This is a genomic window from Streptomyces sp. NPDC048337 (assembly GCF_043201175.1).
GTDB lineage: Bacteria > Actinomycetota > Actinomycetes > Streptomycetales > Streptomycetaceae > Streptomyces.
In genome coordinates this window covers 105,894-127,373 of the sequence record NZ_JBICYR010000022.1, presented here as the reverse complement: position 1 = coordinate 127,373, position 21,480 = coordinate 105,894, and the positions used below count along the sequence as shown (strand labels likewise).

16 protein-coding genes and 1 riboswitch are annotated in these 21,480 nt (G+C 71.9%); of the genes, 6 read left to right on the top strand and 10 right to left on the bottom strand.

Features of this window, described 5'->3' with window-relative positions; translation table 11 throughout:
• Positions 1–179: 179 nt before the first annotated feature.
• Positions 180–461, top strand: a complete 282-nt coding sequence (locus ACGFYU_RS29740; protein ID WP_382636137.1) for an HPr family phosphocarrier protein — start codon at positions 180–182, stop codon at positions 459–461.
• A gap of 241 nt (positions 462–702) precedes the next feature.
• Here the strand turns inward: ACGFYU_RS29740 and ACGFYU_RS29735 are convergent, their stop codons facing one another.
• The 4 genes from ACGFYU_RS29735 to ACGFYU_RS29720 all read right to left on the bottom strand — a co-directional run bounded on the left by ACGFYU_RS29735 (position 703) and on the right by ACGFYU_RS29720 (position 5,531).
• Positions 703–1,380: a GntR family transcriptional regulator gene (locus ACGFYU_RS29735; RefSeq protein WP_393830388.1), complete on the bottom strand. Its 678-nt coding sequence runs from the start codon at positions 1,378–1,380 to the stop codon at positions 703–705.
• A gap of 205 nt (positions 1,381–1,585) precedes the next feature.
• Positions 1,586–2,389, bottom strand: a complete 804-nt coding sequence (locus ACGFYU_RS29730) for a M23 family metallopeptidase (RefSeq protein WP_393830387.1) — start codon at positions 2,387–2,389, stop codon at positions 1,586–1,588.
• 12 nt (positions 2,390–2,401) lie between these two features.
• Positions 2,402–2,561, bottom strand: a riboswitch (cyclic di-AMP (ydaO/yuaA leader).
• A gap of 229 nt (positions 2,562–2,790) precedes the next feature.
• Positions 2,791–4,158 (bottom strand): M16 family metallopeptidase, encoded by a 1,368-nt coding sequence (locus tag ACGFYU_RS29725; RefSeq protein ID WP_393830410.1) that lies wholly within the window; start codon positions 4,156–4,158, stop codon positions 2,791–2,793.
• A 20-nt stretch (positions 4,159–4,178) separates the two neighbouring features.
• Positions 4,179–5,531, bottom strand: coding sequence for a M16 family metallopeptidase (locus tag ACGFYU_RS29720; protein WP_393830386.1), 1,353 nt, complete (start codon positions 5,529–5,531; stop codon positions 4,179–4,181).
• Between the two features lie 215 nt (positions 5,532–5,746).
• Between ACGFYU_RS29720 and ACGFYU_RS29715 the strand changes: the two genes are divergently transcribed.
• Positions 5,747–8,203: a DNA topoisomerase (ATP-hydrolyzing) subunit A gene (locus tag ACGFYU_RS29715; protein WP_393830385.1), complete on the top strand. Its 2,457-nt coding sequence runs from the start codon at positions 5,747–5,749 to the stop codon at positions 8,201–8,203.
• A gap of 91 nt (positions 8,204–8,294) precedes the next feature.
• Complete coding sequence (locus ACGFYU_RS29710) at positions 8,295–10,292, top strand: restriction endonuclease (protein WP_393830384.1); 1,998 nt, start codon at positions 8,295–8,297, stop codon at positions 10,290–10,292.
• Positions 10,293–10,362: 70 nt separating this feature from the next.
• Here ACGFYU_RS29710 and ACGFYU_RS29705 read toward each other — a convergent pair whose 3' ends face one another.
• The 3 genes from ACGFYU_RS29705 to ACGFYU_RS29695 form a co-directional block, all read right to left on the bottom strand.
• The gene (locus ACGFYU_RS29705) at positions 10,363–10,722 is read right to left on the bottom strand and encodes a hypothetical protein (protein ID WP_393830383.1); all 360 of its coding nucleotides are present in this window, start codon (positions 10,720–10,722) and stop codon (positions 10,363–10,365) included.
• Between the two features lie 120 nt (positions 10,723–10,842).
• A complete protein-coding gene (locus ACGFYU_RS29700) occupies positions 10,843–11,922 on the bottom strand; it encodes a CobW family GTP-binding protein (RefSeq protein WP_393830382.1) in 1,080 nt (359 codons plus the stop codon).
• 24 nt (positions 11,923–11,946) lie between these two features.
• Positions 11,947–13,107 carry a citrate synthase/methylcitrate synthase gene (locus ACGFYU_RS29695; RefSeq protein WP_393830381.1) on the bottom strand — a complete coding sequence of 387 codons (1,161 nt, stop codon included), beginning with the start codon at positions 13,105–13,107 and terminating at the stop codon, positions 11,947–11,949.
• 70 nt (positions 13,108–13,177) lie between these two features.
• Between ACGFYU_RS29695 and ACGFYU_RS29690 the strand changes: the two genes are divergently transcribed.
• From ACGFYU_RS29690 to ACGFYU_RS29680, 3 genes are all read left to right on the top strand, one after another.
• Entirely contained in the window at positions 13,178–14,401 is a 1,224-nt protein-coding gene (locus tag ACGFYU_RS29690) for a citrate/2-methylcitrate synthase (protein WP_393830380.1), read from the top strand.
• Positions 14,402–14,624: 223 nt separating this feature from the next.
• Complete coding sequence (locus ACGFYU_RS29685; protein WP_393830379.1) at positions 14,625–16,235, top strand: ATP-binding protein; 1,611 nt, start codon at positions 14,625–14,627, stop codon at positions 16,233–16,235.
• Entirely contained in the window at positions 16,232–16,930 is a 699-nt protein-coding gene (locus ACGFYU_RS29680; protein ID WP_393830378.1) for a response regulator, read from the top strand. Before ACGFYU_RS29685 ends, ACGFYU_RS29680 begins: the two co-directional genes overlap by 4 nt.
• 4 nt (positions 16,931–16,934) lie before the next feature.
• Here the strand turns inward: ACGFYU_RS29680 and ACGFYU_RS29675 are convergent, their stop codons facing one another.
• The 3 genes from ACGFYU_RS29675 to ACGFYU_RS29665 form a co-directional block, all read right to left on the bottom strand.
• Positions 16,935–18,527, bottom strand: coding sequence for a cation acetate symporter (locus ACGFYU_RS29675; protein ID WP_393830377.1), 1,593 nt, complete (start codon positions 18,525–18,527; stop codon positions 16,935–16,937).
• Positions 18,524–19,009, bottom strand: coding sequence for a DUF485 domain-containing protein (locus ACGFYU_RS29670; RefSeq protein ID WP_393830376.1), 486 nt, complete (start codon positions 19,007–19,009; stop codon positions 18,524–18,526). The genes ACGFYU_RS29675 and ACGFYU_RS29670 overlap by 4 nt, the downstream gene beginning before the upstream one ends.
• A 137-nt stretch (positions 19,010–19,146) precedes the next feature.
• A complete protein-coding gene (locus tag ACGFYU_RS29665) occupies positions 19,147–21,267 on the bottom strand; it encodes a type IIA DNA topoisomerase subunit B (protein ID WP_393830375.1) in 2,121 nt (706 codons plus the stop codon).
• Positions 21,268–21,480 lie beyond the last annotated feature (213 nt).

Genomic DNA, 21,480 nt, shown 5'->3' with positions numbered 1-21,480 from the left:
GATCTTAAGGCCAAGGCTGGCTGAATAGCTCCTGCGCGGCGGATGAGGCAAGCTTGGGCAAATCAGGGCAAGCTGGGGAAGGTCGAACGGCGGAAGATTCGGGCCGAAGGTCGGTCGGAGCATTCCGGGCGTCGTGAGAGACTGGTCTAGACAACCGTAAGAACCTGAAGGGCATCACCATGGCAGAGCGCCGCGTCAACGTCGGCTGGGCCGAGGGCCTGCACGCTCGTCCCGCCTCGATCTTCGTCCGTGCGACGACCGCTTCCGGCGTCCCGGTGACCATCGCGAAGGCCGGCGGCGACCCCGTCAACGCCGCTTCCATGCTGGCGGTTCTGGGCCTGGGCGCCCAGGGTGGCGAGGAGATCGTCCTCGCGTCCGAGGCCGACGGCGCGGAGGCCGCGCTGGACCGCCTCGCGAAGCTGGTCGAGGAGGGCCTCGAGGAGCTCCCCGAGACCGTCTGACCCTTCGCGGCGAAGCCGTGGTTCCCGGAGCTCCGGGAACCACGGCTTCGCCGTTTTTGTTCAGGGTGAGGTGCCGCGACGGAATATCCGGCCCGCCCGAAAAAGGGCAGCACGGGAATACCGCTCCGCGAAATCCGGCCGCGTGAAATCGACTCCGCGAAATCGGGCCGCGCTCCGCAGGAATACGGCACGACCAGGCGGCCAATTCGCTCCGATACCGGTCCTTTGTATACGGCCCCTGTTAATGCCGACCGCTCGACATGTTTACGGCAGGTTGCGAAGTTCTCACCGTCGGCCGGAGCCGCGGCCGGTGTGCCCCCACCGCCCGGTCGGCATGGATCGCGGTCAGCGCCCGGGCCCGCTCCGCGTCCCCGCGCGCCACCGCGTCCACGATCGCGCCGTGCTCCGCCCAGGACTCCACGGGCCGGACGGGCGCCTCCACCACGTACATCCACGCGACCTTGTGCCGCATCTGCGTGAGCAGCGCGATCAGTCCGGGGCTGCCGGAGGCCTGCGCGAGCGTCTCGTGGAACCAGGCCCCCAGGGAGCGCAGATCCTCGCCCTGGCCCCGCCTGGCCCGCTCCTGGCCCAGCCTGACCAGTCCGCGCAGCACCTTGAGGTGGGCCTCGGTGCGCCGCCGGGCGGCCCGGGCGGCGGCGAGGGGCTCCAGCAGCATCCGCAGCTCCAGCAGGTCGGCGGCCTCCTGCTCGGTCGGCTCGGCCACACAGGCGCCCGCGTGGCGCCGCGTGGTCACGAACCCCTCGGACTCCAGGGTCCGCAGCGCCTCGCGGACGGGCACGCGCGAGACTCCGTAGCGGCGGGCCAGCACCTCTTCCGTGAGTCTGCCGCCCGGTTCGAAGACCCCGGAGACGATGTCGTCGCGGATTGCCGTGCATACCGCGTGCGCAGGAATACGCAAGACCGAACCTCCGCCTATTTCCGACTCGCACAGTCATTGGACACGCGTGCGCGTGCTGCGACTCTATTGCAACACACGATAATTTCCGAGAGCGGTCGAAAATGCGAAACATTTGCACGCGGACAACGCGAAGGCCCCGGCTCGGTGAGCCGGGGCCTTCGGACAAGCGGTGGAGCGGTGGCGCGGGAGCGCGGGCGCCTTCGGGTCAGAGGCTGACGCCGTGCGAGCGCAGGTACGCGACCGGGTCGATGTCCGAGCCGTACTGGGAGCCGGTGCGGGCCTCGAAGTGCAGGTGCGGGCCGCTGGAGTTGCCGGTGGAGCCCGAGAGGCCGATCTGCTGGCCCGGGGTCACCTGCTGGCCGACGGAGACGCTGAGCGAGGACATGTGCCCGTACTGCGTGTAGGTGCCGTCGTTGTGCTTGATCACGACGTTGTTGCCGTACGCGCCACCCCAGCCGGCCTCGACGACGGTACCGGCGCCCACCGCGTGGACGGAGGTGCCGGACGAGGCGTGGAAGTCGATGCCGGTGTGGCTGCCGGAGGACCACATGCCGCCGCCCGCGTGGTACTGCGTGCTGACGTACGAGCCGTCGACCGGGGCGACGAAGGTGTTGAGGCGCTTGCGCTCCTCTTCGCGGGCGGCGCGCTCGGCGGCCTCGCGCTCGGCCTTCGCCTTGGCCTCGGCGAGGCGCTTGGCCTCGGCAGCCCGCTGCTTGGCGTCGGCCTCGGCCTGCGCCTGGGCGGCGGCGTGCTCGGCGGCGCGCTGCTGGGACGCGGCCTGGTCCTGGATGTCGCCGGGCAGGTCCTCGGCGACGACGACGGCACCGAGGCCGTTGTCCTGGTTGGAGTGGTTGTCGCCGCTGTCCGCGGCGAAGGCCGGAGCGGCCAGAGAGCCGACGACGCCCGTGGTGGCGAGGGCGGCGATGCCGGCGTAACCGGCGGTCTTGCGGCTCAGACGGCTGGAACCACGGTGCTTACCGGAGCCGGCGGGACGACTGCCAAACGCCATGAAGGGGCTGGTCCTTTCCTTCCTTCTCGCCTACCGGGTTAGCTGACGGGTTCGGAGCAGGAAGGTCTCCTACGGACCTCCTCTTGCGAGGCGGTCCGATTCACCCCAGGGACTGATGTGGGTCCCCGGCTCCCCAGGCTCGCGCCTGACGGGGACTCGGCGATCGCTGCCCGGTGCCGCGGGTGCGGCGGGTACAACTGACGGACAGCACGGCCGACGCTAGGCGGATCATCAGTCAATCGCCAAACAGACACGCCCTTTTGTTGCGTACGCCACACCGCATACGAGCAACCACACCACGAAACGGACAAAAGGGGCCCCGGCGGTCAGGCCGCCGGAGCCCCTCACGCCGAACGCCAATTGGCCTTCGGCCGGACGCCAGTTGGACGCCCGTCGCAGCGTCAGTTGGTGACGACGCTCACGTCACCGATCCCGAGCTCCCGCACCGGTGCCTCGATCTGCGAGGCGTCGCCCACGAGGATCGTGACCAGCCGGCCCGCCGGGAAGGCGGCCACGACGGCCGAAGTGGCCTCCACCGTCCCGGTCGCGGCGAGCTGCGCGTACAGCCGCGCCTGGTAGTCGTCCGGCAGCTCCTGCTCGACCTGGTCGGCCAGGGTGCCGGCGACCGAGGCCGCCGTCTCGAACTTCAGCGGGGCCACGCCCACCAAGTTCTGCACCGCCACGTCCCGTTCGGCATCGGTCAGGCCGCCCTCCGCGAGGGTGCGCAGCACCTTCCAGAGGTCCTCCAGCGCCGGGCCGGTGTTCGGGGTGTCCACCGAGCCGCTGATGGCGAGCATCGAGGCGCCCTTGCCGTCGGCGGTCGAGCGCAGCACCTGGCCGAAGGCGCGTACGCCGTAGGTGTAGCCCTTCTCCTCGCGCAGCACCTTGTCCAGGCGGGAGGTGAGGGTGCCGCCCAGGCAGTAGGTGCCGAGCACCTGGGCCGCCCAGACCCGGTCGTGCCGGTCGGGCCCGATCCGGCCGATCAGCAGCTGGGTCTGGACCGCGCCGGGGCGGTCCACGATGACCACGCGGCCGGTGTCGTCGGCGGTCACCGGCGGCACCGGCAGGGCCTCGGCGGAGTTGCCCGTCCAGGTGCCCAGGGTGTCGGCCAGTACGGCGTCCAGGTCGATCCCGGTCAGGTCGCCGACCACCACCGCGGTGGCGGTGGCGGGGCGCACGTGGGCCTCGTAGAAGGCGCGCACGGCGGCGGAGTCGATCCGGGCGACCGTCTCCTCGGTGCCCTGGCGCGGACGGGACATCCGCAGGGAGGCCGGGAAGAGCTCCTTGGAGAGCTGCTTGGCGGCGCGGCGCTGCGGGTTGGCCAGCTCGTGCGGGATCTCGTCGAGCCGGTTGCGCACCAGCCGGTCGACCTCGGAGTCGGCGAAGGCGGGGGCGCGCAGCGCCTCGGCGAGCAGGCCCAGCGCCTTGTGCAGACGGGAGGCGGGGACCTCCAGGGAGACCCGGAGGCCCGGGTGGTCGGCGTGCGCGTCGAGGGTGGCCCCGCAGCGCTCCAACTCGGCCGCGAACTCCTCGGCGGAGTGCTTGTCGGTGCCTTCGGACAGCGCGCGGGCCATGATGGTCGCGACGCCGTCCAGGCCCTCGGGCTCCGCGTCGAGCGGGGCGGCGAGGTTGATCTCGACGGCGATGACCTGCTGGCCGGGGCGGTGGCAGCGCAGCAGGGTGAGTCCGTTGGACAGGACCCCGCGGTCCGGGGCCGGGAAGGCCCACGGCTGCGGCTCGCCCGCCTGCGGCCGCGGGTGGAAGGTCATCGTGACGGCTGCGGTGTCGCTCACTGCTCCGCCCCCTCGTTCTCGTCGGCCGTGTCGGTCTGGTCGGTCTCGTCGGCCGCGATCGGCTCGTAGACGAGCACCGCACGGTTGTCCGGGCGCAGCCGGGCCGCGGCCACGGCCTGCACCTCCTCGGCGGTGATGTCCAGGACGCGCTGTACGGCGGTGAGCGCCAGCTGCGGGTCGCCGAACAGGACCGCGAAGCGGCACAGTTCGTCGGCACGGCCCGCGACCGTGCTCAGCCGGTCCAGCCACTCCCGCTCCAGCTGCGCCTGGGCGCGCTCCATCTCCTCGGCGGTGGGGCCCTCGGCGGCGAACCGCGCGAGCTCCTCGTCCACGGCCGCCTCGATGTCGGGCACCTCGACCCCGCCGGAGGTCTTCACGTCCAGCCAGCCCAGGGAGGGCGCGCCCGCCAGGCGCAGCATCCCGAAGCCCGCCGCGACGGCCGTCTGGTCGCGGCGGACCAGGCGGTTGTGGAGCCGGGAGGACTCGCCGCCGCCGAGAACGGTCAGCGCCACGTCCGCCGCGTCGCACTCGCGGGTCCCGTCGTGGGGGAGCCGGTAGGCGGCCATCAGGGCACGCGCCGGGACCTCCTCGACGATCTCCTCGCGCAGCTCCTGCCCGATGATCTCTGGGAGCGTGCCGTCGCGGGGCGGCTGCTTGCCGTCGTGCGCGGGGATGGTGCCGAAGTACTTCTCGACCCAGGCGAGGGTCTTCTCCGGGTCGATGTCGCCGACCACGGACAGCACCGCGTTGTTCGGCGCGTAGTACGTACGGAAGAAGGCGCGGGCGTCCTCCAGCGAGGCCGCGTCCAGGTCGGCCATGGAGCCGATCGGGGTGTGGTGGTACGGGTGCCCCTCGGGGTACGCCAGCGCGGTCAGCTTCTCGAACGCCGTGCCGTACGGGACGTTGTCGTACCGCTGGCGGCGCTCGTTCTTGACGACGTCGCGCTGGTTCTCCATGGACTCGTCGTCCAGGGCGGCCAGGAGTGAGCCCATGCGGTCCGCCTCCAGCCAGAGCGCGAGCTCCAGCTGGTGGGTCGGCATCGTCTCGAAGTAATTGGTGCGCTCGAAGCTGGTCGTGCCGTTGAGGGAGCCGCCGGCGCCCTGGACCAGTTCGAAGTGCCCGTTGCCCGGCACGCTCGCCGAGCCCTGGAACATCAGGTGCTCGAAAAGGTGAGCAAGGCCGGTACGGCCCTTGACTTCGTGGCGCGAGCCGACGTCGTACCAGAGGCAGACCGCGGCGACCGGGGTCAGGTGGTCCTCGGAGAGCACCACGCGCAGGCCGTTGGCCAGCCGGTGCTCGGTCGCTGTCAGGCCGCCGGAGCCGGCCTGGGCGGTGGCCGTGTGACCCATGGGCATGTGGTCCCTTCGATCGCGATGCAGAGATTCCTGTCAGACCTGCCACTGTATGCAAGCGCGTCGGTTGCCGGATAAGTTCCCGGGTCACTCCCCCAGCTCCGTCTGGGGGGACCCCCGGGGTCGGAGTCGGCGTTGTCGGTGCCTCGGGCCACAATGGTCCGCGTCAGACCCCCCAGCACACTCATTCTTGGTTAAGGAGCCGCGCAGCGATGGCCCGCCGCAGCACGAAGACCCCGCCGCCGGAGGATTTCGAGGAGAACATCCTCGACATCGACGTCGTCGACGAAATGCAGGGCTCCTTCCTCGAGTACGCGTACTCGGTGATCTACTCCCGCGCCCTGCCCGACGCCCGCGACGGCATGAAGCCGGTGCACCGGCGCATCGTCTACCAGATGAACGAGATGGGTCTGCGCCCCGACCGCGGCTACGTGAAGTGCGCGCGCGTCGTCGGCGAGGTCATGGGCAAGCTCCACCCGCACGGTGACGCGTCGATCTACGACGCCCTCGTGCGCATGGCCCAGCCCTTCTCGATGCGGCTGCCGCTGGTCGACGGCCACGGCAACTTCGGTTCGCTCGGCAACGACGACCCGCCGGCCGCGATGCGCTACACCGAATGCAGGATGGCCGACGCCACGTCACTGATGACGGAGTCGATCGACGAGGACACCGTCGACTTCACCGCCAACTACGACGGCCAGGAGCGCGAGCCCGTCGCGCTGCCCGCCGCCTACCCGAACCTGCTGGTCAACGGCGCTTCCGGGATCGCGGTCGGCATGGCCACGAACATGCCCCCGCACAACCTCGGCGAGGTCATCGCGGCCGCCCGCCACCTGATCCGCTACCCGCACGCGGACCTGGAGGCGCTGATGCGCTTCGTGCCGGGTCCCGACCTGCCCACGGGCGGCCGGATCGTCGGCCTCTCGGGGATCAAGGACGCCTACGAGAACGGCCGCGGCACCTTCAAGATCCGCGCGACGGTGTCCGTGGAGAACGTGACGGCGCGCCGCAAGGGCCTGGTCGTCACCGAACTGCCCTTCACGGTCGGCCCCGAGAAGGTCATCGCGAAGATCAAGGACCTGGTCGGCTCGAAGAAGCTCCAGGGCATCGCCGACGTCAAGGACCTCACCGACCGCTCGCACGGTCTGCGCCTGGTCATCGAGATCAAGAACGGCTTCCACCCGGAGGCCGTGCTGGAGCAGCTCTACAAGCTGACGCCGATGGAGGAGTCCTTCGGCATCAACAACGTGGCGCTGGTCGACGGGCAGCCCCTGACCCTCGGCCTCAAGGAGCTGCTGGAGGTCTACCTCGACCACCGCTTCGAGGTCGTCCGGCGGCGCAGCGAGTTCCGCCGCGGCAAGCGCCGCGACCGCCTGCACCTGGTCGAGGGCCTGCTGGTGGCGCTCATCGACATCGACGAGGTCATCCGGCTCATCCGGGACAGCGAGAACTCCGCGCAGGCCAAGGCCCGGCTGATGGAGCGGTTCTCGCTGAGCGAGATCCAGACCCAGTACATCCTGGACACCCCGCTGCGCCGCCTCACCAAGTTCGACCGGATCGAGCTGGAGTCCGAGCGCGACCGGCTGACCGGCGAGATCGACGAGCTGACCGGGATCCTGGAGTCCGACACCGAGCTGCGCAAGCTGGTCTCCACGGAACTGGCGGCGGTCGCGAAGAAGTTCGGCACCGAGCGCCGTACGGTCCTGCTGGAGTCGGCGGGCACCGCGGTGGCGGCGGTTCCGCTGGAGGTCGCGGACGACCCCTGCCGGGTGCTGCTGTCCTCCACGGGCCTGCTGGCGCGTACGGCGACCGGCGAGCCGCTCCCCGAGGAGGAGGGCGGCGCCCGCGCCAAGCACGACCTGATCGTCTCGCAGGTCGCGGCGACCGCCCGCGCCGACGTCGGCGTGGTCACCTCGTACGGCCGGCTCCTGCGGCTGTCGGTGATCGACCTGCCGCAGCTGCCGGACACCCACGCCGCGCCGAACCTGGCGGGCGGCGCCCCGGTCTCGGAGTTCCTCTCCGGGCTGGAGGCGGACGAGAGGGTGGTCTGCCTGACCTCGCTGGACGAGTCCTCGCAGGGTCTGGCGCTGGGCACCGAGCAGGGCGTCGTCAAGCGCGTCGTGCCGGACTACCCGGCCAACAAGGACGAGCTGGAGGTCATCACCCTCAAGGAGGGCGACCGGATCGTCGGCGCGGTCGAGCTGCGCACGGGCGAGGAGGACCTGGTCTTCATCACCGACGACGCCCAGCTGCTGCGCTACCCGGCGGGCCAGGTGCGCCCGCAGGGCCGCCCGGCGGGCGGTATGGCGGGCATCAAGCTCGCCGGGAACGCCAAGGTGATCCACTTCTCGGCCGTGGACCCGGCCCGGGACGCGATGGTGTTCACGGTGGCGGGCTCGCACGGGACGCTGGACGACTCGGTGCTGTCCGGGAAGCTGACCCCCTTCGACCAGTACCCGCGCAAGGGCCGGGCCACCGGTGGCGTGCGCTGCCAGCGGTTCCTGAAGGGCGAGGACCTCCTGGTGCTCGCCTGGGCGGGCGGCTCCCCCGTCCGCGCGGCGGCGGCGAACGGCGCTCCGGCGGAGCTGCCGGCCGCGGACCCGCGCCGGGACGGCTCGGGTGCCGCGCTGCCCGCGGCCGTCGCGGCGCTGGCGGGGGCCGCACTGTAGGACGGCGTAGGGGGTGTCCGGTCCGGGACCGGACACCCCGTGTGCCGACTAGTGTTTTCCCCGTATACGCGGTGGGGGGAGAACACAGCTGATGAGTCGTCGATCGAGCAGCGGACCGATCGGGAGCTACGAACGGGACGTGGCGCGGGGCCACCGGCAGTACCGCGAGGCCGAGGCTCGACGGCGGACCGAGCAACTCGATGCCGAGGTCGCCGCTCTGCGCGACCTGTTGGTCTCGGGCTGCCGGACACCGGCGTTCAGGATGGACGCCATGGTCCGGCCCGAGCAGGTGGAACCGTTTAATCCGCCGGGGCCTCTGGCACAGCCCGTGCCGATGCCGCGCATCGACGAGTTCCAGGGGCAGAGCAGCGGCTGGACCCTCGGCTCGGGCAACCGGGCACAGGCGGAGCGGGAGGCGCACGCCCGGTACACCCAGGCCTGGCAGGCGGCCAACGCCGCGGAGGCGCAGCGGCAACAGCAACTGGCGGTGTACCGGCAGCAGTACGACCGGTGGGCGGCCGAGCAACTGGCCGGGGTACGGGCACACAACAGTCGGCTCGACCGGCTGGCCGGGGCGCTGCGCGCGGGCGACCCGGCGGCGGTGGTGGAGTACTTCTCGGCCGCCGTGGGTTCCTCGGCGGCCTGGCCCGAGGCGCTCCCGAGGCAGGTGGCCGCGGCGTACGACCCGGCCGCGCGCCAGTTGGTGCTGGACTGGGAGCTGCCCGGGTACGCGGTGGTGCCGGAGGCCAGGTCGGTGCAGTACCTGCCGAGTACGGACCAGCTCAACGAGAAGCCCCGCCGAGTCGCGGAGCGGCGCGCCCTGTACCGGGACCTGCTGGCGCAATGCATGCTGCTGGTGGTGCGCGAGCTGTACGCGGCGGACGAGTTCGACGTTCTGGACTCGGTCGTGGTCAACGGGTTCGTGGACTGCCACGATCCGGTGACGGGGCAGGAGGCGCAGTTCGTACTCGCCACGCTGCCGGCGACGCGCACCACTTTCGCGGGGCTGCGCCTGGAGCAGGTCAGCGCGGTGGACTGCCTGGTGGAGGGCTTGGGCGGGCAGCTGTCGGCCCGGCCCGACCAGCTGACCGTCGTACGCCCCGGACGCAGGCCGGACGAGGTCGGCGGAGGGGTCGTCGGCCACGGCGGGCACACGGCCGGCGACGGGGAGGAGCCCGACCTCTTCGAGATGGACCCGATCGCCTTCGAGAACCTGGTGGCGGAGCTCTTCCGGGCGATGGGCATGGAGGCGGTGACCACCCGGCGGTCGGGTGACGGCGGGGTGGACGTCGAGGCGCTGGACCCGGCCCCGATCCGGGGCGGGCGGATCGTGGTGCAGGTCAAGCGCTACCGGAACACCGTGCCGCCCACGGCGGTACGGGATCTGTACGGCACGGTCCAGGACAAGGGGGCGAACAAGGGGGTGCTGGTCACCACCGCGTCCTTCGGGCCGGGCTCCTACACCTTTGCCAACGGCAAGCCGCTGGAGTTGGTTCCCGGGGACAAGCTCGTGGAGCTCCTGCACCAGTACGGACTGCGGGGCCGGCTCGGCGGCACCGCCACGGACATCCCGGCTCAGCGAACGCCCGAGCCCGCCCCGTCGGCGGACCACAACGTGCTCGGCATGTCCTGGTCGGGCCGGGTCGCGCTGGACGTGTGCGCGCTCGTCTGCAGCGGGAACCGGGTGCTGAGCGAGGAGCACTTCGTCTTCTTCAACAACCCGCGCACCCCTGACGGTTCGGTACGGACCAGCGCGCACGCGGCGCCCGACAAGGCCGCGCTGGAGGTGGCCTTCGACGCGCTGCCGCGGGAGGCCGACCGGCTCGTCCTGGTGGCCGCCGTCGACCCGGAGGTCGATCCGCACGCCGACCTGGCCGGTTTCACGGACGCCCGGATCCGGCTCCTGGACGCGGCGGGCACTGAGGCCGGGCAGCTGGAGGTCTCCGACGGCCGGGCGGGCGAGACCGCGCTGGTGCTCGGCGCCTTCCGGCGCCGGGCGAACGGCGACTGGGACTTCGTCGTCGGCGGCAAGGGCTACCGGGGCGGCCTGGAGGACCTGCTGCGGGAGTACGGGGTCGAGGTGGCCTGATACCCGTCGTGACGCGAGGCGGCTCCGGGATCCGATGCCTCGGATCCCGGAGCCGTCCCGGTCCCATTGGTCAGAACTTGTCCATGGCCGCGTCCAGGGCGGTCGCCGAGGCGTTCGACTGCCCCACCTCGAGGCTGGCGGCATTCACGGGGGAGCTGTTGTCCCCGTTGACGCAGATCTCCTGGATCGTGTTCGACTGCGCCGAGTTCGACTGCGTCACGTTCGTCTGCGTCACGGTGCCGAAGACGGCGACTGCGACGTTCACCGGGATGACGGTGTCGATGGACGTGTTGCCGGCACCGGCTACCTGAGTGCACTCCCTGGCGGGGCCGTCCGTGTCGGAGCCGGCGGCGGAGGCGACTCCCGCACCGGCCATGCCGAGGCTCCCGATCATGGCGGCTACGAGAGCAGCCTTGCGCAGCGTGCGCATAGCATTCCCTTCCTGCCTTATTGGCATGTTTCGCGATTTATCCGGATTGCACGATTGCGCACTGTATGTGACAATCCGTCCAGCTTTCGGGAAACACGCCGACCCGCCCGAAGGGAGCGGTCAGGCCTCCGCCGCCTCCGGTGAGGCTGCGGGCGGCTCGGGCTGGGCGACGTAGCGGAGGATGCCCCACATGCTCTCGGGACGCGCGTCCTGCGGGGCGTCCTCGCGGCATTCCGCCAGCTCGCGCAGAAGTCCGGGGCCGTCGGTGCCGGAGCCGATCAGGACGAGCCGGGACAGGCGCGCTTCGCCCCGCCCCCAGGGCTGCGGGGCGAAGCGGAGGAAGCGGCCGACCGCGTGGACCTCGTACCGCTCCCGGTAGCCGGGGACGCCGAAGTAGACGAAGCCCTTGACGCGGTAGAGCCCGGCGGGCCGGCGGTCGAGGAAGTCGATGAACCGGCGCGGGGAGAGCGCCTGCTCGGAGACGAACTCCGTGCTCTCGTACGCCGCGTGCGCGTGGGCACAGGGGCCGTGCCCGTGGTCCTCGGCCTCCGCGACCAGGTCTTCGAAGGACAGCTGGCCGCGGGTCTCGGTCCAGGGGCGGCGGTCGAAGAGCAGCTCCGGGTCGATCCGTCCGTGGTCGGCGCCGACCACGGGGGTGCCCGGAGCGCAGAGCACGGCGAGCTCCCCCTCGATGCGGGCCCGTTCGGCGGTGTCGACCCGGTCGGTCTTGTTGAGCACCACCAGGTCGGCGACGGCCAGGTGGCGGTCGGTCTCGGGGTGCTTGGCCCGGGTCGCGTCGAACTCGGCAGCGTCCACGACCTCGACCATGCCCCCGTAGCGGATGTCGGGGTTCTCGCTGGCCATCAGCATCCGGATCATCTCCTGGGGCTCGGCCAGCCCGCTCGCCTCGATGACGATCACGTCGATCCGGTGGACGGGCGCGGAGAGCTTCTCCAGGTACGCGTCGAGCTCGCTGCCGTCGACGGCACAGCACAGGCAGCCGCCGCCGAGGGAGACCATGGAGTCCCCGACCTGGCCCGCCACCGACATGGCGTCGACCTCGATCGAGCCGAAGTCGTTGACGACGACTCCGATCCGGGTGCCTCCGCGGTTGCCGAGGAGGTGGTTCAGCACGGTGGTCTTGCCGGATCCGAGGAATCCGGCGAGGACGACGACGGGGATGGGCTGCCTGCTGTTCACCCGGTCGATCGTAGCCAGGCCCGGTCAGCCGAGCGGAGGCACCGGCTGGGGTGGGGTCGGACCGGTGTAGCGGGCGGCCGGACGGATGATCTTCGAATCGGCGGCCTGTTCGAGGATGTTCGCGCTCCAGCCGACGACGCGGGCCGCGCAGAAGGTCGGGGTGAACATCTCGCGCGGGAGCCCGCACAGCTCCATGACCACGCCCGCGTAGAACTCCACGTTCGTGTGCAGTTCACGGCCCGGCTTGAGCTCGGCGAGGATCTCCTCGACCTGGTGCTCGACCTCGACGGCGAAATCCACGAGGGGGCCGCCGAAGCTTCGGGCGATGTCGCGCAGCATGCGGGAGCGGGGGTCCTCGGTGCGGTAGACGGGGTGGCCGAAGCCCATGATCCGGTCGCCCGCGAGGACCCGCTCGCGGATCCACGGCCCGATCCGGTCCGCGGTGCCGATGGCGTCCAGCGTGTCCAGGGCCCGGCTCGGGGCGCCGCCGTGCAGGGGACCGGAGAGGGCGCCGATCGCCCCGGTCAGGCAGGCCGCGACGTCGGCGCCGGTGGAGGCGATGACGCGGGCGGTGAAGGTCGAGGCGTTGAATCCGTGGTCGACGGTGGAGATCAGGTACCGCTCGACCGCGCGGGCCTTGACCGGGTCGGGCTCCTGCCCGGTCAGCATGTACAGGTAGTTGGCGGCGTACGGCAGGTCGTCGCGCGGTTCGACCGGATCCAGGCCCTGGCCCAGCCGGTGCAGGGCGGTCAGCAGGGTGGGTACGGCGGCGCAGGCGGCCAGGGCGTCGGCGGCGCGGCGGCCCGGGTCGAGGTCGTACACCGGGCGGAAGCCGGCGGAGGCGCCGAGCAGCGACAGCGCGGTGCGCAGTCCGGCGAGGGGTCCGGAGAGCTCGGTGGCCCGGGCGAGGGCGGGCAGGGCGTCCCGCACCTCGGCGGGCAGCCGGCGCAGCGGGGCGATCTCGGCGGCGAAGACGGCCCGCTGGGCGGCGTCCGCGGGCAGCGTGCCGCGGAACATCAGGTGCCACACGTCCTCGAAGCCGCGGCTCTCGGCGAGCTCGACGGCCGAGTACTGGCGGTAGTGGTAGAAGCCCTCACGCCCCCGGACGTCGCCGAGCTCGGTCTCGGTGACCACGACTCCCGCGAGTCCGCGCGGCACTTCAAGGGTGCTGTCAGTGGTGTTCATGCATCGACCATCGATGATTGATGGAATACTTGTCAATATTGATTGAATCAACATATGTAGGGTGTCGTGCATGAACGAAGAGCGACGGCTCACCACCCGGCAGGCCGCCGAGCTGCTCGGTGTGAAGCCTTCGACCGTGTACGCCTACGTCAGCCGCGGCCAGCTCACCAGCCGGCGCGATCCGGTCGGCCGCGGCAGCAGTTTCGACGCGCACGAGGTGGAGGAGCTGGCCCGGCGCAACCGGCGCGAGGCGGCGGCCCCCGCCGGGGAGCTCTCCGTACGGACGGCGCTGACGCTCATCGAGGCGGACCGGTACTACTTCCGGGGCGTGGACGCGGTGGCCCTGGCCTCGCGCTACGCCTACGAGGAGGTCGCGGAGTGGCTCTGGACGGGCGCGCTCCCGCGCGGGGCGCGGTTCACCGCTCCCGCCGAGCCCCTCGCCGCGGCCCGGCGGGCGGTGGCGGCCCTCCCGGAGCACAGCGGTCCGGTCGACCGGCTGCGCGTGGCGGTGGCCGCCGCCGCGGTGGCGGACCCGCTCCGCTTCGACCTGTCCGAGGAGGCCGTACTGGGCTCCGCGCGCTGTCTGATCCCCACCCTGGTCGGGGCGCTGCCCGAGGCGGGGCCGGCCGCGTGGGCCGGGGACGGCCGGATGGCCCGGCAGCTGTGGGCGCGGCTGACGGCGCGCGAACCGGACCCGGACGCGCTGGCCGTGCTGGATCTGGCGCTGGGGCTGCTGGTCGACCACGATCTGGCCGCCTCCACGCTGGCGGTACGGGTGGCCGCGTCGGCCCGGGCCCATCCGTACGCGGCGGTGTCGGCCGGGCTCGGCGCGCTCGAAGGGCCGCTGCACGGCGCGGCCGGCCGGCTCGCGCACCGGATGCTGGTGGAGGTCCTGGAACGGGGCGGGGCCGCTCCGGTGGTGGCGGAGTACCTCCGGGCGGGACGCCGGGTGCCGGGGCTCGGGCACCGGCTGTACAAGGGCGAGGACCCGCGCGCGCAGGCGCTGTTCGCGCGGCTGGAGGCTCTGCCGCAGGCGGGGCCCGCGCTGGGCGCCGCGCGGGAGGTCGCCGCGGTGATGGCCCGGCAGGGTGGGCTGCACGCCAATGTGGACCTGGCGCTGGCGGTGCTGACGGTGTCGTGCGGGATGGGGGCGGAGGCCGGGGAGACGGTGTTCGCGGTGGCGCGGACGGCGGGCTGGATCGCGCACGCGCTCGAGGAGTACCAGGAGCGGCCGCTGCGGATGCGCCCGAGCGGGGAGTACCAGGGGCCCCGCCCGCCCCGGCCGCTGCCGTGACGGGCGCCCGTGGCTCGTGCGGTAGAGGGTGAGCGGGGAGTCCGGGCCACCGCGGGCCGGACAGCCGGGGGCGTTCCGGGGCTCCCCGGTCAGGCCGGTGGCCCCCGGCAGCCACCCCGACCGCGGTCCCCGCCGCCGGACCGGCAGGCCCATGTGCGTGCACATTGGGCATTCCGCTTATGCCGGGGCCGACCTACCGTTGCTACTCATGCGGTTCCTCCCCATGAGCGCTCGGCGCCTCGGGCTGCCCAGACGGGCCGTCTCACAGATCCTGCTGACCCAGCTGGCCATCGCCGGCGGGGTCGTCGTGCTGGCCACGGGGCTGTTCCTGGCGCCGCTGAGCGCGCAGCTCGACGACCAGGCCATGCGGCGCGCCCTGGCCATCGCGCAGAGCGCGGCGGCCGACCCGTCGCTGGCCGCCGACCTGCTGGACTCCGGGGCCTCCCCGGACAGCCCGGTGCAGTCCTCGGCCGAGCGGATCCGCCGGGCCACCGGCGCCGAGTACGTCGTCGTCATGGACCTGGACGGCATCCGCCGCTCGCACCCCAGCCCCGGCCGGATCGGGCTGCCCGTCTCCACCGACCCGAGCGATGCCCTGGCGGGCCGTGAGGTCATGGAGATCGACGAGGGCACCCTGGGCCGCTCGGCCCGCGGCAAGGTCCCGCTCCTGGCGGCCGACGGCGAGATCGTCGGCGCCGTCTCGGTCGGCATCCCCTACGACAGCGTCCGCGACCGGCTGCTGGGCGCCATCCCCGGCCTGTTCGCCTATGCGGGCGGCGCCCTGGCCGTCGGCGCCCTCGCCGCCTACCTGGTGTCCCGCCGGATCCAGCGGCAGACCCGGGACCTGGCCTTCTCCGACATCGCCGGCCTGCTCGCCGAGCGCGAGGCGATGCTGCACTCCATCCGCGAGGGCGTGATCGCGCTCGACCGGGCGGGCCGGGTGCGGCTCGTCAACGACGAGGCCGCCCGGCTGCTGGGCCTCACTCCGGACGCGGCAGGCCCTGCGGGCGGCCTGGCCGGACGCCCGCTGGACGACGTACTCGGCGCCGGGCGCACCGCGGACGTCCTCGTGGGCCGGGTCACCGGCCGCGACCTCGTGACCGTGCAGGGCCCCCGGGTCCTGGTCGCCAACCGGATGCCCACCGAGGACGGCGGCGCCGTGGCCACCCTGCGCGACCGCACCGAACTGGAGCACCTGGGCCGCGAGCTCGACTCCACCCGAGGCCTGATCGACGCCCTGCGCGCCCAGGACCACGAGCACGCCAACCGCCTCCACACCCTCCTCGGCCTGCTGGAGCTCGGCCTGCACGAGGAGGCGGTGGAGTTCGTGACGGAGGTCGTCGGGGTCCACCGCACCACCGCCGAACAGGTCACGGAGAAGGTCCACGACCCGCTGCTGGCCGCCCTTCTCGTGGGCAAGGCGACCGTCGCCGCAGAGCGCGGGGTCCCCCTGCGGCTGGCCGAGACCACTCTCCTCCCCGACCGCCTGGTGGATCCGGGCGACCTCGTCACGATCCTCGGCAACCTGGTGGACAACGCCCTGGACGCCGCCGTCGGCTCGGCGGCACCCCTGGTGGAGGTGGAGCTGCGCGCCGAAGGCCGGACCGCCGTACTCCGTGTGCGCGACAGCGGCCCCGGCGTACCCCTCGCGTGCCGCGAGGAGATCTTCACGGAGGGCTGGTCGACCAAACAGGCCAAGGCCCACCGCGAGCGCGGGCTGGGCCTCGCCCTCGTACGCCGCCTCGCGGAGCGGCAGGGCGGCAGCGCCCGGGCCGGCGAGGCAGCGGACGGAGGGGCGGAGTTCTCCGTCGTACTCCCGGAGGCCCTGCGATGAACGAGACCCCGATGCGCGTATTGGTCGTCGACGACGACATGCGCGTTGCCCGGATCAACGCGGCGTACGTGGCGAAGGTTCCCGGTTTCCGGGTGGTCGCGCAGACCCACTCCGCGGCCGAGGCCCTCACCTTCCTCACCACCCACCCCGTGGACCTGATCCTCCTCGACCACTACCTCCCGGACGAGAACGGCCTCGACCTGGTGCGCCGCCTGCGCCAACTCGGCCACCACACCGACGTGATCATGGTCACCGCCGCCCGCGACCTGGCCACCGTCCAGGCCGCCATGCGCCTCGGCGCCCTCCAGTACCTGGTCAAGCCGTTCACCTTCGCCGGCCTGCGCTCGAAGCTGGAGGCGTACGGGACGCTGCGCCGCACCCTGGACACCGGGGGCGAGGCCGAACAGGCCGAGGTGGACCGGATCTTCGGCGCCCTCGCCGCCGCCGGTTCCCCGAACGACCTCCCCAAGGGCCACTCCCCCACCACCGCGGAACTGGTCCGCCAGGTCCTGCGCTCCGCCGCAGGGCCCCTGTCCACCCAGCAGATCGCCGACCGCGCGGGCATCAGCCGCCAGACCGCCCAGCGCTACCTGAAGCTCCTCGAACGCTCGGGCCGCGTCACCCTGGCCCTCCGCTACGGCGAGACGGGCCGCCCGGAGCACCGCTACACCTGGCTCCCCTCCGAAGGCCCGTGACGGCTCACACCGCCCCGGCCCCCGTCAGCGAGCGGACCTCCGTCTCCGCGTGCTTGCGCGCGTCCGCCTCTTCCGCCGACGTGACGGTGCCCAGCCAGCCCGCCAGGAAGCCCAGCGGGATGGAAATGATCCCGGGGTTCTGGAGCGGGAAGTACTGGAAGTCCACGCCGGGGAAGAGCGATTCGGGGCTCCCCGAGACCACGGGCGAGAGCACGACCAGCAGGACCGCCGGGATCAGGCCGCCGTACACCGCCCAGACGGCACCCCGCGTGGTGAACCCGCGCCAGAAGAGCGAGTACAGCAGCACCGGCAGGTTCGCCGAAGCCGCCACCGCGAAGGCCAGTCCCACCAGGAACGCCACGTTGAGGTTCTGGGCGAGCAGCCCGAGGGCGATCGCGACCGCCCCGATGCCCACGGCCGCGATCCGGGCCACGGAGACCTCGCTGCGCTGCCTGGCGCGTCGGCGCTTGAGGGAGGCGTACAGGTCGTGCGCGACGGAGGCCGAGGAGGCCAGGGTGATCCCGGCGACCACGGCGAGGATGGTGGCGAAGGCGATGGCGGCCACGAGGGCGAACAGCACCGCACCCCCGGTGGTCTCGGCGCCCCCGCCGAGGAGGGCGGCGAGCAGTGGAACCGCCGTGTTCCCCGAGGCGTTGGAGGCCCGCACCGCGTCCGGGCCGACCAGCGCGGCCGCTCCGAAGCCGAGCACGATGGTCATCAGGTAGAAGCCGCCGATCAGCGCGATCGCCCACACCACCGACCGGCGGGCGGCCCGCGCGGTGGGCACCGTGTAGAAGCGCGACAGGATGTGCGGCAACCCGGCGGTCCCAAGGACCAGCGCGAGGCCGAGGCTCATGAAGTCGACGCGAGCGGTCCAGTCGCCGCCGTACTTGAGGCCGGGGCTCAGGAACCGCGGCCCGTGCCCGCTGCGGTCGGCGGCGCTGGTGAGCAGCTGGTCGACGTTCCCGTGGAAGCGCAGCAGCACCAGCACGGTCAGGGTGATCGCCCCGCCCATCAGCAGCACGGCCTTCACGATCTGGATCCACGTGGTGGCCCGCATCCCGCCGAAGGACACGTAGACCACCATGAGCGCTCCCACGCCGATCACGGTGAGCGTCCGGGCCGTGGTGCCGGAGCTCCCGAGCAGCAGGCCGACCAGACTGCCCGCGCCGACCATCTGCGCGACGAGGTAGAGCACGGAGACGACGACCGAGGAGGTGCCGGCCGCGATCCGCACCGGCCGCTCGCTCATCCGCGCGGCCACCACGTCGGCGAGGGTGAAGCGCCCGCAGTTGCGGACCAGTTCGGCGACCAGGAACAACACCACGAGCCAGGCGACCAGGAAGCCCACCGAGTACAGCATGCCGTCGTAGCCGAAGAGGGCGATCAGCCCGGAGATACCGAGGAAGGAGGCGGCGGACATGTAGTCGCCCGCGATGGCGAAACCGTTCTCCAGAGGGGAGAACAGCCGCCCGCCGGCGTAGAACTCCTCCGCCGACCCGTGCCGGTTGCGGCTGACCCAGGTGGTGATGCCGAGGGTCACGGCGATGAAGAGGCTGAACAGGATCAGCGCGAGGGTCTGGTGCTCGGTGGTCACCGGCCGCTCCCCCTCGCCCGGTTCCGCTCCTGGCCGCGCTCCTGCTCGAAGACGGTCCAGCGCAGGTCGAGCGCGGCGCGGTCCCGGCGCAGTCGCGCGTGCCGGGCATACGCCCAGGTCAGCAGGAAGGTGCTGAGGAACTGGCCGAGCCCCGCCAGCATGGCCACGTTGACGGCGCCGGCCACGGGCCGGGCCATGACCCCGGGTGCGGCGGTGGCGGCGACCACGTAGGCGACGTACCAGAGGAAGAAGCCGGCGGTCGCGGGGACGACGAACCCGCGGTAGCGGCTGCGGACCTCCTGGAAGGCGGCGCTGCGCTGCACCTCGAGGTAGATCTCGGATGCGCCGGGCGCGGAGCGGCCGTCCGGGGCCGGGGGCGGCGGCGACGTTTCCCCGCCCTCGCCCCAGCCGACGGCCAGTGCGTCGTACCAGGGGTCGTCCAGCCGGATCGTTCCGGCATCACGACCATCGTGCTTGTCCACCGAACTCTCCTTGTCCGCTGCCGCATTGGCCGCGTGCCCACAAGGATGTGCGGAATGGACCCATTCCGGACTGGTGTCCCGGAACTGTTCACCCCTTCAGGTGATGGAGTGAACAGCCCGGGTGTGCCGGTCACGGCTCAGGCGTCGATGCGCGAGCGGTCCAGGGTGGCCGCGGAGCTCGTGATGAACTCCTTGCGCGGCGCGACCTCGTTGCCCATGAGGAGGTCGAAGACCTGCTCGGCCGAGTCCAGGTCCCCGATGTTGATCCGGCGCAGGGTGCGGAAGCGGGGGTCCATGGTGGTCTCCGCCAGCTGGTCCGCGTCCATCTCGCCGAGGCCCTTGTAGCGCTGGATCGAATCCTTGTACCGGATGTTCTTGCGCTGGTACTCCAGGAGGGTCTGGCGCAGTTCGTTGTCCGAGTACGTGTAGACGTACTTGTCCTGGCCCTTCTTGGGCTGGACCAGCTCGATCCGGTGCAGCGGGGGCACGGCCGCGAAGACCCGGCCCGCCTCGACCATCGGCCGCATGTACCGCTGGAAGAGCGTGAGCAGCAGGCAGCGGATGTGCGCGCCGTCGACGTCGGCGTCGACGAGGAGGACGATCTTGCCGTACCGGGCGGCGTCGAGGTCGAAGGTGCGGCCCGAGCCGGCTCCTATGACCTGGATGATCGCCCCGCACTCGGCGTTCTTGAGCATGTCCGAGACGGAGGACTTCTGGACGTTGAGGATCTTGCCGCGAATGGGCAGCAGCGCCTGGAATTCCGAATTCCGGGCCAGCTTCGCCGTACCGAGGGCGGAGTCCCCCTCGACGATGAAGAGCTCGCTGCGGTCCACGTCGTCGCTGCGGCAGTCGGCCAGCTTGGCCGGCAGCGAGGAGGACTCCAGAGCGGTCTTCCGGCGCTGCGCCTCCTTGTGCTGGCGGGCGGCGATGCGGGTCCGGGCGGCCGCGACGATCTTCTCCATCACGGCGCGGGCCTGCTGCTTGTCGTCGCGCTTGGTGGAGGTCAGGAAGGCCTTGAGCTCCTTGGCGACGACGGCGCTCACGATCCGGGTGGCGGCCGAGGTGCCCAGCACCTCCTTGGTCTGGCCCTCGAACTGCGGCTCGGCGAGGCGGACGGTGACGACGGCCGTCAGGCCCTCCATCGCGTCGTCCTTGACCACGTCGTCCTCGGCCACGCGCAGCAGCTTCGCCGAGCGCAGGACCTCGTTGACGGTCTTGGCGACCGAGCGCTCGAAGCCTGAGACGTGGGTGCCGCCCTTGGGGGTGGCGATGATGTTCACGAAGGACTTGAGGTTGGTCTCGTACCCCGTGCCCCAGCGCAGGGCGATGTCCACGCCGAGCTCGCGGGTGACCTCGGTGGGGGTCATGTGGCCGCGGTCGTCGAGGACCGGGACGGTCTCCTTGAAGGTGCCCGAGCCGGTCAGGCGCAGCACGTCGCAGACGGCCTTGTCCTGGGCGAGGTAGTCGCAGAACTCGCTGATGCCCCCGTCGAAGCGGAAGGTCTCCTCGGTCTTGCCGGCCCCGTCGATGCCCCGCTCGTCGCGGACGACGAGGGTCAGGCCGGGGACGAGGAAGGCGGTCTGGCGGGCGCGCTGGTAGAGCGTCTCCAGGTTGAGCCGCGCGTCCTTGAGGAAGATCTGGCGGTCGGCCCAGTAGCGGACCCGGGTGCCCGTCTTGCCCTTGGCGATGCGCTTGACCTTGCGCAGGCCGTTGGCGGGGTCGAAGGGGCTGTCGGGGCCCTGCTCGGTGAACATGCCGGGGACGCCGCGGCGGAAGCTGATGGCGTGGGTGGAGCTGCCCCGGTCGACCTCGACGTCCAGGCGGGCGGAGAGGGCGTTGACCACGGAGGCTCCGACGCCGTGCAGGCCGCCGGAGGCCGCGTACGAGCCGCCGCCGAACTTTCCGCCGGCGTGCAGCTTGGTCATGACGACCTCGACGCCGGACAGGCCGGTCTTGGGCTCGACGTCCACGGGAATGCCGCGGCCGTTGTCCCGGACCTCGACGGAGGCGTCCTCGTGGAGGACCACCTCGATGTGGTCGCAGTAGCCGCCCAGGGCCTCGTCGACGGAATTGTCGATGATCTCCCAGAGGCAGTGCATGAGGCCCCGGCTGTCGGTCGAGCCGATATACATGCCGGGGCGCTTGCGGACTGCCTCCAGCCCTTCGAGGACGAGCAGGTGCCGCGCGGTGTAGTTGGAACCGTCCCGGTCTGCTCCGGACAGCAGCGCGCTGGAAGGCACGGACGTGTCGGCGGTCACGCAGTTCGCTCCTCGCTGAATTTCTTTTCTGGCCCGGTCGGGCGCAGGGGTGGCTCGGGTGCCGGTCGAAGGGTACCGAGGCCAGGTAGAGCCGATGCAACGCCACCCTCGCGCGTTCCTCAGCCTAGTCCAGATCCGTACGGATGTTCGATCCCCCGTGCGGGTGACGGAAACATCACGTTCCCTTCGAGGCATGAACCATTTAGTGTTCGG

Bases quoted from the DNA above. Each gene is read 5' to 3' on its own strand.
- ACGFYU_RS29740 (WP_382636137.1), top strand. From the start codon at position 180: ATGGCAGAGCGCCGCGTCAACGTCGGCTGGGCCGAGGGCCTGCACGCT.
- ACGFYU_RS29730 (WP_393830387.1), bottom strand. From the start codon at position 2,389: ATGGCGTTTGGCAGTCGTCCCGCCGGCTCCGGTAAGCACCGTGGTTCC.
- ACGFYU_RS29725 (WP_393830410.1), bottom strand. From the start codon at position 4,158: ATGACCTTCCACCCGCGGCCGCAGGCGGGCGAGCCGCAGCCGTGGGCC.
- ACGFYU_RS29720 (WP_393830386.1), bottom strand. From the start codon at position 5,531: ATGGGTCACACGGCCACCGCCCAGGCCGGCTCCGGCGGCCTGACAGCG.
- ACGFYU_RS29715 (WP_393830385.1), top strand. From the start codon at position 5,747: ATGGCCCGCCGCAGCACGAAGACCCCGCCGCCGGAGGATTTCGAGGAG.
- ACGFYU_RS29710 (WP_393830384.1), top strand. From the start codon at position 8,295: ATGAGTCGTCGATCGAGCAGCGGACCGATCGGGAGCTACGAACGGGAC.
- ACGFYU_RS29705 (WP_393830383.1), bottom strand. From the start codon at position 10,722: ATGCGCACGCTGCGCAAGGCTGCTCTCGTAGCCGCCATGATCGGGAGC.
- ACGFYU_RS29695 (WP_393830381.1), bottom strand. From the start codon at position 13,107: ATGAACACCACTGACAGCACCCTTGAAGTGCCGCGCGGACTCGCGGGA.
- ACGFYU_RS29690 (WP_393830380.1), top strand. From the start codon at position 13,178: ATGAACGAAGAGCGACGGCTCACCACCCGGCAGGCCGCCGAGCTGCTC.
- ACGFYU_RS29685 (WP_393830379.1), top strand. From the start codon at position 14,625: ATGAGCGCTCGGCGCCTCGGGCTGCCCAGACGGGCCGTCTCACAGATC.
- ACGFYU_RS29680 (WP_393830378.1), top strand. From the start codon at position 16,232: ATGAACGAGACCCCGATGCGCGTATTGGTCGTCGACGACGACATGCGC.